This is a genomic window from Hutsoniella sourekii ATCC 700629 (genome assembly GCF_000518205.1).
GTDB lineage: Bacteria > Bacillota > Bacilli > Lactobacillales > Aerococcaceae > Hutsoniella > Hutsoniella sourekii.
This window is the reverse complement of record NZ_JADD01000003.1, coordinates 73,784-84,398: the sequence shown is the minus strand read 5'-3', so window position 1 is coordinate 84,398 and position 10,615 is coordinate 73,784. Positions and strand designations below refer to the sequence as shown.

12 protein-coding genes are annotated in these 10,615 nt (G+C 39.1%); 4 read left to right on the top strand and 8 right to left on the bottom strand.

Annotated features, from left to right (window positions below):
* Positions 1-29: 29 nt before the first annotated feature.
* Both T408_RS0100390 and yidC read left to right on the top strand, forming a co-directional pair.
* On the top strand, positions 30-305 hold the full coding sequence (locus T408_RS0100390; protein ID WP_028118186.1) for an acylphosphatase: 276 nt from the start codon (positions 30-32) through the stop codon (positions 303-305).
* Positions 306-386: 81 nt separating this feature from the next.
* Positions 387-1,322: a membrane protein insertase YidC gene (yidC, locus tag T408_RS0100385; protein WP_028118185.1), complete on the top strand. Its 936-nt coding sequence runs from the start codon at positions 387-389 to the stop codon at positions 1,320-1,322.
* A gap of 53 nt (positions 1,323-1,375) precedes the next feature.
* On the opposite strand, the gene T408_RS0100380 is transcribed toward yidC, so the two are convergent.
* The 7 genes from T408_RS0100380 to rpmG form a co-directional block, all read right to left on the bottom strand.
* A complete protein-coding gene (locus tag T408_RS0100380; protein WP_028118184.1) occupies positions 1,376-2,842 on the bottom strand; it encodes a sensor histidine kinase in 1,467 nt (488 codons plus the stop codon).
* A complete protein-coding gene (locus T408_RS0100375; protein WP_028118183.1) occupies positions 2,842-3,543 on the bottom strand; it encodes a response regulator transcription factor in 702 nt (233 codons plus the stop codon). Before T408_RS0100375 ends, T408_RS0100380 begins: the two co-directional genes overlap by 1 nt.
* Before the next feature lie 412 nt (positions 3,544-3,955).
* A complete protein-coding gene (locus tag T408_RS0100370) occupies positions 3,956-4,351 on the bottom strand; it encodes a rhodanese-like domain-containing protein (protein ID WP_028118182.1) in 396 nt (131 codons plus the stop codon).
* Positions 4,351-5,337 (bottom strand): ROK family glucokinase, encoded by a 987-nt coding sequence (locus T408_RS0100365; protein WP_028118181.1) that lies wholly within the window; start codon positions 5,335-5,337, stop codon positions 4,351-4,353. Before T408_RS0100365 ends, T408_RS0100370 begins: the two co-directional genes overlap by 1 nt.
* 8 nt (positions 5,338-5,345) lie before the next feature.
* On the bottom strand, positions 5,346-6,014 hold the full coding sequence (locus T408_RS0100360) for a rhomboid family intramembrane serine protease (RefSeq protein ID WP_028118180.1): 669 nt from the start codon (positions 6,012-6,014) through the stop codon (positions 5,346-5,348).
* Entirely contained in the window at positions 6,004-6,591 is a 588-nt protein-coding gene (locus T408_RS11590; protein ID WP_051444688.1) for a 5-formyltetrahydrofolate cyclo-ligase, read from the bottom strand. Before T408_RS11590 ends, T408_RS0100360 begins: the two co-directional genes overlap by 11 nt.
* A 124-nt stretch (positions 6,592-6,715) precedes the next feature.
* Entirely contained in the window at positions 6,716-6,868 is a 153-nt protein-coding gene (rpmG, locus tag T408_RS0100350; protein WP_028118179.1) for a 50S ribosomal protein L33, read from the bottom strand.
* Positions 6,869-7,064: 196 nt separating this feature from the next.
* On the opposite strand from rpmG, the gene T408_RS0100345 reads away from it, so the two are divergent.
* Together T408_RS0100345 and T408_RS0100340 are read left to right on the top strand one after the other, a co-directional pair.
* A complete protein-coding gene (locus tag T408_RS0100345; RefSeq protein WP_028118178.1) occupies positions 7,065-7,445 on the top strand; it encodes a hypothetical protein in 381 nt (126 codons plus the stop codon).
* Between the two features lie 18 nt (positions 7,446-7,463).
* Complete coding sequence (locus tag T408_RS0100340; protein ID WP_028118177.1) at positions 7,464-8,066, top strand: endolytic transglycosylase MltG; 603 nt, start codon at positions 7,464-7,466, stop codon at positions 8,064-8,066.
* Positions 8,067-8,334: 268 nt separating this feature from the next.
* On the opposite strand, the gene T408_RS10320 is transcribed toward T408_RS0100340, so the two are convergent.
* Positions 8,335-10,452, bottom strand: a complete 2,118-nt coding sequence (locus T408_RS10320; protein WP_035419607.1) for a peptidoglycan D,D-transpeptidase FtsI family protein — start codon at positions 10,450-10,452, stop codon at positions 8,335-8,337.
* Positions 10,453-10,615 lie beyond the last annotated feature (163 nt).

Genomic DNA, 10,615 nt, shown 5'->3' with positions numbered 1-10,615 from the left:
TTGAATTTTTTCGAATAGGATGATAGTAGATGAAGACATATGAAATACTTTTTACAGGCCAGGTTCAAGGGGTCGGTTTTCGCTTTCACGTTCAGGAATGCAGCCGCCATCTTCCTGTCTATGGAACGGTCAGAAATTTGAGTGATGGTAGAGTCAAGGTCATCGCTCAAGGCGATCAGGGATCTATCAGAGAGTTTATTCGACTGATCAAGATACCCCGACACCGAATGATGAAAATCAAGCAAGTTGAAGTCCATGAAATTGAGCTCGCTAAACAGTATCACGACTTTAGAATTATCTATTAAAGACTCTTTTATTTTCATTGAAAAATTAATGCAAGTTCAGTATAGTTGTCTAGTATGAATATTTGATGATGGAGTGAAGATATGAACAAAAAAACGAAAAGATTATTACAACTTGCAGGTTTGCTGATGCTAGTCTGCTTAGTGATGACTGGTTGTGTCTCATATGACTCAGCTGGTAACCCTTCAGGTTGGGTCTATGAATATATTGGGCGACCAATGGCGCATTTTTTAGACTGGATTGCTAACCTCTTTGGCAATAACTACGGAATTGCGATTATTATCGTGACCATCTTAACTCGAATCCTTATGATGCCAAGTTCTATGAAGATGACTAGGGATTCCATGATGTCTCAGGCTAAGATGAAGTTTGCTCAGCCTGAAATAGATGAAATAAATGCAGAAATCCAAGCCAGCAAGGATCCTAAAGTTCAAGCAGAACTACAAAATGAATTAATGGGTGTTTACAAGAAATACGACATTAACATGATGGGAGGACTGGGTGGATGCTTACCACTACTCCTTCAGTTACCAATTATTTCAGCGGTATATGCCGCCATTCGTTCTTCTGAAGCGATTAAACAAAGCACCTTCCTCGGGATTCATCTAGGAGAACGTAGCTTGGTGATCGTCGTTGCAGTCGTTATTGTTTACGCTCTTCAAGGCTGGTTGATGACTAAGACCATGCCACAAAGCGATAATGAGCAGGCTGCTTCTACTAGCCGAACCATGATGTTAATGAATCCGATCATGCTTGGTTGGATCTCTTATTCTTCTGCTGCTGGTTTAGGTCTTTATTTCTTAGCTGGTGGAATCTGGGCTGTTATTCAACAATTATATATGAATCAAGTGGTACGTCCAAAAGCCCAGCAACAAGTTGAAGAAGAAATTGCCAAGTACAAGCAACAAATCAAACCTCGTAAAAAACGAGTAAATCCTTCTCATGAAATTGATTCAGATCGACTGGTTCCTACAAAGAAAAACAAAAGACGTAATGAAGGTAAACAAAATCGCAAATAATTAAAGACTATAAAGCCCTCAGAATTCGATACGATTTCTGAGGGCTTTAAATTTTAGAAGCTATCTCTTTCGGCTTCAATTTTTAACAATTTATTAATGGTTTCAGTGTTTGTTATCAAGGGTAGTTCGATATAGAAGATCGATCCATGATTAAGTGAACTGTCTACCCAAATCTTACCACGATAGGTAGTCACCAATTGTTGCGCAATACTCAGACCTAATCCATTACCACCCTTATCTCTTGAGCGCGCCTTATCAACCCGGTAGAAACGACCAAAAACCTTATCTTTATCTTCTTCACTCATGCCTTCGCCAAAGTCTTGTACAGCAATTTCAATTTGGTTAATGCTACGACTAACGGATAAATGAATTTCCTGACGATCGGTGCTATACTTAACAGCATTATCGAGAAGAATAATTAAGATTTGTTCAAAGTGATTACGATACATCCTTACATATGCCGGTGTTGAATCCTCATCGCTATCCAAGAAAATATTAAAATCAGGGTATAAAATAACAAAATTATTATACACTTGCTTGGCTGTGGAGTATATTTCTGTGATCGAATCTTTATAGTCCACATCTACATGGTCAGCTCTTGACAGGTCCAGCATTTCTTGAACGAGTCCCTTCATGCGTGTGATCTCTTGTAGAGAAGCATCAATGGATTCAGCTAAAACCTTTGGATCATCCTTACCCCATCTTTGTAACAGCTTCAAGTGTCCTTCTACAATAGCAACTGGGGTCCTCAACTCATGCGAGACATCTTCAACAAATTGCTTTTGATTGGTTACATAGCTATCGATTTTATCAAGAAGACGATTCACATGCAGACTTAAATCACTCCACTCATCATCACTTCTGGGTTTACGTACTCGAATATCGGATAGACTTTCTTCTTCTACTAAGTCCAGTGAATTATTCAAATAAGTTAAAAATCTCAAGAAACGATGACTTAATAAAAATGAAGCAATTAGAGTCAGAATCACTGAGACGAGGATCAAATAATTAATCAAACGATCCTGGTCGTTGACGAGGGCTAACAATCTTCTAGGATGGGCATAGTATTCAATTTGTAAGGCATTCTGCGGGTAGTTATAAGGGAGCAAGGTCCGAACTCCGACCAAATATTCCTCGCCATTACTTTCCACCCAGCCCCATTCATGGTCAGGTTCAAGTTCAGGCAATGAGACAGAGGGCCTCGTTTGATAGAGAATTTCATTGTTAGGGCTTTTGATTACGATTGTCACTTCATCCAAAGACAATCGCTTCAAAGTCTGCGTCAAGCCTTGAAGATCTGTTCGGTCTTGAGACAAGTGATTGATCATGTAGTTTTGAACACGAATGAAGCTCTCTTTTTCTTGCTCTTGATAAGCTTCAATCTGGATCTTGTGTGAGTAATGAGAGTAGGTCTTTAATACTAGGAAAAATAGGGAACTAAATATTACAAATAAGAAAATTCCCCATTTCCAACGCAAGGAAAGGGGTTGTTTTCTTTTACCATTAGAATCTTTCATCATTAAGTTCTCATTACATAACCAGTTCCACGAACCGTTTGAATATAAGATTCTTGATCAGGCTTATCAATCTTATTACGCAAGTAACGAATATATACATCGACGACATTCGTTTCCACTTCAGATGTATATCCCCATACCTTATCTAATAGAACATCTCGCGATAAGACCATATTAAGGTTTTCCATCAAATAAAGAAGCAATTCATACTCACGCTTAGTCAGCTCAATCACTTCTTTACCGCGTCTAACAACCCGGTTGGCCTTTTCGATGGTTAAATCGCGGTAAGTAACAGTTGGCTGTTGAGTGGCTCTCTGCTCTTCTTCATGATGAATACGGCGGAATAGGGCCCGTAAGCGCGCCAATAATTCCTCAATAGCGAATGGTTTAACAATATAATCATCCGCTCCTTGATCAAGACCAGAGACGCGGTCAATCACAGAATCTCTAGCAGTCATAATAATAATCGGCGTGTCTTTGACAGGACGAATCCGGCGACACACTTCAAGACCATTCAATTCTGGCAACATCAAGTCTAGAAGAATGACATCCCAATCCTCCTCCAGGGCAGCTTCGAGTCCACTGCGGCCGTCATTGCAGACCATTGTTTCATAGCCTTCGTGTGCAAGTTCCAAATCAACAAACCGAGCTAAATTATCCTCGTCTTCGATAATTAGTACTCTTGGTTTTTTTTCTTTAGTCATGCTACTCCCTCTTTCTATATAATTTGATTGATTTCACTAACCCAAGTTTACACAATTTCATTAGAAATATCCACTTTTTGACAGGTCTTACTCATATTTTTCACATCTTATAGGTTGAGTTGCCAATCACGCAAAATTCTAGTACAATCTAAAAAAAGAAAACATTGGAGATGTAAAAGATTGAGTAAAAAATATCAAAAAAAGAAAAAATCTCGGATGGATCGTTTAGTAAAAGTATTGGCTCTTAGCATTGTACTCGTCACCCTCGCTTCAATTGTTATGAGTCTAGGTCTATCTATTTATTATAACTTATTAGCTAAATAAGGGCCCTATCGGCTCACACAAATCCAAAAGCAAGAATGGTTCGGTTAAATCAATATTTAATCGAACCATTCTTGCTTTTAATTAATAATTAAATATTACTCTTGGTTTTACCTGTCCAAGATTCAAAACCATCCTCTAAAATATAGATCTCACTATAGCCAGCTTTGCGCAATTGATTCGCCGCACGAGACGCTTGAGTCAGATCATCATCATACAGATAAATAGGCTTGTCCTTTCTCAGCTCGCCCAGTCTTAGCTTAAATTGGGATGAGGGTATATTTCTGGCACCTAAAATATGTTTGGCGTTAAATTCAGGCTCTTCTCGAACATCAATGACCTGAACACGTCTAATATCTTTAGCTAATTCATATTGGTTAACCATCTCTGCTGATCGCTTTCGCATAACTAACATGGTTAAATAATAGATTCCATAAGCCAAACTTGCGATTACTAAAATAGCCATTAAAGCATAAATTAAACTCATTAAATTCTTCGACCTTCTTCCGTTACTAATTGATTAATTAATTGGGCTGCCCCCAGGACACCCGCTTGATTTCCAAGCTCAGCCAAGCGAACACTCGTCGCTGCTCGCAGGGGTTCAAATACATAAGGGTAACAATTCTCCTTAACCTTACCTAACAAGAAGTCACCTGCATTTGAGACGCCTCCACCTAGTACAACAATAGCTGGGTTGAGGATATTGATGATGTGAGAGATAGCTAAGCCTAAATAATAGCTATAGAAATCAACCATTTCCATAGCAAAGTAATCTCCCGCCTTGGCCGCTTCAAATACATCTTTAGCCTCAAACTTCTGATTATCACGCACCAGCTGACAGAATTCAGATTCACCTTCATAAGATGCTTGATAATGGTGGACTAAATTGATTAGACCAGTTGAAGAGGCTAAGGCTTCCAAGCATCCTGCCTTCCCACAAGTACAAGTAATCGGGCTGTCTGGTAAGATAGTGATATGACCAATCTCTCCCGCACCTCCACTTGATCCTTCTACGATCTTTCCATCAACAATTACGCCTCCGCCAACACCCGTACCTAGTGTAACCATCACCAGATCTTGAACCCGATCACCAGCTCCCAACCACTGTTCTCCTAAGGCTGCGACATCTGCATCATTAGCTATTGCAAATGGTAGCTGAAAGGCTTCTCTAAACTGAGCCCCAACTTCTTGTCGGTTTTTCCAATTCAGATTATAGGCCCCAATAACCGTCTCATCTTGGGACGAAACTGTTCCCGGCGATCCCATTCCAATACCAAGTAAATCTTGAGAATGAATATCTAAATTCGATAAGGTTGAACGAATTGAATCTATTAAATTGGGAACAATCAAAGAACCCTGATTAGACTTATCGGTATCAACGATCCACTCATGCTCAATCGCTCCGTCTACCCTAATAATCGCTAATTTAGCAGTAGTACCACCTAAATCAATGGCAATAATTTTATCTTTCATGACTCCTCCTAATAAGTAAAACTCATTTTTCCGTATCCCAGTATTACAAAGGAAATAAGAACAAGCAAAAGCATCGCAAAGATTGAGACCTTACTGATCGACTTTTCACTGGTACTAGATCCCAATACAAACGTAACTATAAAGCCATACAAGGCACCGCCGAAATGCCCCCAATTGTCAATCCCAGGACTTAGAAAACCATTGATAAAATTAATCAATATTAAGACCGAATAGCTGGTCGCGCGTGCTTGTAAAAATTCTAAGTGGCTATTCATCTTAGCCAGGCCAATGTAGGCTGCAAACATCCCAAATATAGCTGTAGAAGCCCCTGCTGAAACAGCCCCGGATGAAAAAACAAGCGAGAATAAGTTTCCTCCAATGGCTGATACCATATAAAGGATTAAAAATCGCCAAGGTCCGATAATCTTTTCTAAATCTTGACCAATAAAATAAAGAGAAATCATATTCATCAGCAAGTGAGTGATACCAATATGAATAAAGGCTGCTGATATAAGTCGCCACCATTCACCTTCTATCCAGACTAAGGGGGCAAAATTCGCTCCCATCTTCATCAAGACCAGTGAATTTTCTGTCGTACCAAATTTAAAAAGCATGAAGAAATAAACAGCAAGGTTGATAACTAATAGTAAATGAGTGATATAAGTTTTAGATTTCAAAACGGTCCCTCCTGCAATGAACGATTTGCCCTCGATGTATTAATAGTTTGTCAACTGGCAAATCATACCGGTCTTGGCTCCAAGATGGGGCTTCAAACACTTGTACCGGCAGAACCAGGGATAATGTAGCTACCGAGTTTTGGGCAAGGTAACGATCATAATAGCCGCCACCAAAACCAATTCGATTGCCTTCCAAGTCAAAAGCCACACCAGGCACCACCAATAAATCTATTTGAGCTCCCTCAATCATCGGACACGATGATTTGGGTTGGCGAATTCGTTTTTGAACTATCTCAATATGGCTATCCCCTTGATAGAGGTGGAAGGTCATCTGCCTATCATCTTGAATACGCGGCAAATAAATTTCTAAACCTAAGTCTAATAGCCTTTGCATCATTGGATAGGTATCAATTTCAGGATGAAAGCCGTAGTAAAAGCCAATTTTTCGAATTTTATTTTGCTTCACATAATTTAGTAAATACTCAGATAAGTCAGCTTCCCATATTTGACGCTGACTAGGATGTATATCACGCAAAAGATCTAAAACTCGGCAACGAATTGCTTTTTTATTTTCCATAAGCGCCTCCTTTGCCATACTAGACACATTCTATCATATTCAATTAATGATAACCACGTTTAATAACAAAGACAATGATTGACAAAAAAAGCTACCCAATATTGGGTAGCTTAAAATCATGAGCTTATTTTTTCACTTCACGGTGTAAAGTTACTTTGCGCTCTCTTGGGCAATATTTTTTCTTTTCAAGACGGTCTGGGTTATTACGTCTATTCTTAACTGTCAGGTAGTTACGTTCACCACATTCAGTACATTCCAAGTTAATATTTACTCGCATGTTCAAACCTCCTAATGTCAGATATTTTCTTCGTTTAAATTAAGAATACTAAATTATTATAGCAAATAGCCTTTTTACTTACCAGTCTTTTTTAAAATATTCTCAGAAATTTAGCGAATTGATCCAGCTTTAATATTGGAATTGCATGTTATATCTGTTAAAATAGTTAATGATTACTAATAGAAAGAGGTGTCCTATGGATATTTGGATTTTAGTCATTATTTTAGTTGTTATTGCTATCATTTTAATGATTGCATCCTTCTTTGCAGATAATGATCTAGATGAAGTAGAAGAACAAATTGATGAATACACAGCTCAACAATCAGAAGAGTTATTTACTATTAAGCAACGCCTAACTGATTTAGAGCAATACATTGCTAGTGGTGAAGGACAAGATGTCTTAGTGGCCCAACCTGCTGAAGTTGAGATGGTATTAGAACCAGTATCAGCTGAAGCCCGGGATCAGATTATTCAATATTATTCCCAAGGATATACAATGCATGAAATTAGTCAGTCGGTTAACTTAAATACCTTGACCATCCAAAAAGTGGTCGATGACTACATTGAAAATCGTTAATTTGAAAGGAAGTGTCGAATGAATAGACAATCATTACGTTCCTTAGGTATCGGCTTCCTAATTGCTGCAATTTTGACTGGCGCATTTGCTATCTTTGCCCAAGGAAACTCTCCGATGGGAACAAAAGTCAATCAACTCGTTTCTAACTCTAACGCCGAATCGCAATTAGCTTCCCAGGAAAAAGAAATTATCTCGCTTAAAGATGAGAATGCTTCTCTTCAAGAGGCACAATCTGCTAATCAGGAAGCTAAACGTAGTTTAAGTGAGCAATCTTCTAGTTCAACTACCGCTCAATCAAGTTCAACGGCGAGTCTAGCGTCTAATGCTAACCCTAACGATGAGAGCAATACTGAAGAAACACCGGAAAACGCAGGTGAACCTGCCCAAGCTCAACCTGAACTTGATGGTAGCTTTGAAGTGGTCAGTGGACAAACCTCTTCAGAAATTGCTAGTCAATTAGAAGCTGAAGGCTTCATCAATTCTGCAAGTGAATTCCAAGCCTTAATCGATGAATGGGGACTCGATGCAGCTATTCAAACTGGAACCTACGAATTAAACTCTGATATGAGTATCCATGACATAGCTTCTATTATTACTAATGGTGCCTATTATTACTATTAATTTATCTATTTAAACAGATCAAATACATAGCTTAATAATTAAATCAAAAAGTCGTACATTTTGTTTTAGTGGACTACGGCAGATCCCATTGAAGGGATTTGCCCCGTCCCTGATTGCTAACAAAATGTGCGGCTTTTTTAGGAAATTATTTGTAACACTTCAAAACTGTCGGAAGTTATAAGAATTTTTAAAGTAAAAACTCCCTGCTTAGCAATCCAATCCAGTCATCATTGATTGTCGGTTTCCTAAGCTGGGAGTTATATTTTTATTACGAAGCGGGTTCTTGGAAAGTGGATAGATAAGATTCAATTTGAGCTTTCGTATCACTCTTAGAACCAAAGTAAGCATTCATCACTCGGTGAGCAATTCGGGTTGATTCACGTCCCCAAGACGCTTCTTCAAGGTAAGGAACAATAACACTAATCGCAATTTCAGGGTTCTCAAAAGGTGCATACCCTACATAAGTCGCATTAGTTACCGGTTGATTAGCAGCGTACTTGATTGGACCAGCATAGAAGGCCTCGGTCGTACCAGTTTTAGATCCGACATGGAGCGGATAATTTTGGAAATAGTATCTGGCCGTTCCGTCATTGGTATGTGATACTTGATACATCCCATCTTGAATCCGTTTCATAGCTGCCGCATCAATCGGGATAACGTTCATCACTTTCGGTTCAATATCTTCTAGAACATCCCCTAAGTGACCATTGGCATCAGTACCTCGAATTTGTTTAACTAGTCTTGGTGAGTAACGAATACCCCCATTAGCAATAGTTGAGACATATTGCGCCATTTGAAGCGGCGTGTAAAGGTCAAACTGACCATAGGACAAGTCTAAGGCAGAAACTAACTGGTCGCTATCTGGGCTGAATCCTTCCGATTCATTCGGAAGGTCAATTCCTGTCTTGGTTCCTAGTCCGTACTCAGCAAAGTGACCTCTCAAAATATCGATCGTTGAGGCTTTAATCGTCAAGCCACCATCACGTTCATACTCGGTTTGTCCCCCAATACGCATCGCTAGCTTGATCATATAAATGTTTGAAGACTTTTGTAAAGCTTCAATATCATCAATCTCCATCCGTCCGGATCGGTTGAATACAGAGGACTTCTCCTGAGAGGCTTGGAATTTCAATGGCTCATCGATAATGCGATTATTATCTAAGCTAATCACACCTTCTTGGTAGCCCATGGAAACCATGGCGGGCTTCACTGAAGATCCCATACCATAACTTGTATTAATTGCACCTAAGGCATCATCAACGATTTTGTCATAATTATAGGAGTCGGTTTTTTCATCGTATTCAAATCGTTTACCAGCTACACCTAATACATCCCCATTTTTAGGATTAATAGCCGTGATGTAGACTCGGTCATTGAGGCCACGGTTGGTCATGTTTTTTAACTCATCTTCAGCTATTTCCTCAATCTTCTTTTGAAAATCGCGGTCAATAGTCATGACCAAATTGTCACCCTTGCGCCCCTCATAAATAACTTCATTTGATAAGATATCATCAGCAGAATTGGTAACAATATTGTATTCAGCCTTAGTTCCTCTCAAAGCATCCTCATATTCTTGCTCTAGATAAGAAATTCCGACCCGATCATTCATAGCATAACCACGCCCTAAGTAGGTCTTGGCTTGTTCACTAGGTAAGCCGAGCTGTTCGGAAGAAACCTGACCAAATATGGATCGTAACATTTGTCCTTCAGGGTAAGTTCGTTGCCAGTCAGTACCAATTGTGATCCCTGGTAAATTCCCCAGCTGTTCACTCACCCTAGCCACTTCCTCTTGAGTTACGTTCTGGTTCTTAACCGTAACCGTTGACAAGGCATAGGCACCATTCATCCGGTTAAACAAGACAATAATCTTTTTCTCAGCATCTGAAAAGTTTAAATCTTGAGAATAAATATGATCCAATTGAACTTGATAGAGTTCCGGTCCAGGTAGTTGCTTTTCGTCTTTACTAAGTCGGCTATTCACTAGATCCTCATTCTTCACTAAAAAGTAATCTTTCATCTCCCGTTCAGTTAATTGAGAGATAGGCACTTCAATCAAGGAAGCCAACTCTGTAGCTGTCTTAATTAGATCTTGAGAAGAGACTTGAGAATCCCGGTCCCGGGTAAATAGAATCGCCAATTCCGGCTGATTACCTACCATGATCCGCCCTTTACTGTCATAGATCATTCCTCTAGGTACAGAGCCGGTCGACACGGTCGATTCCGTTCTTTCCACCATCTTAGAAAAAGCAGCCCCGTTATATAATTGGAGATATCCTAAACGAACAAAAAGAGCGCCAAACAGCAAGAAGGCAACAAAAAATAGCAAGTTTAATCGTTTAGGGATATGCGATTGATTTTTATTTTTTTTGATTTTATATCTTGGCATTCTCTCACTCGTTTCTATTAGTCTAGTCACACTTTTAGTGACATCTAACCTAGTATATCAAAAGATCCAATTAATTATAGCAAATAATCCTTCCTTTCACAAAAAAATCAAGATTCATTTAATGATGCTTTAGTGAACTTGACTGCTTTTTTTGCTATGATAG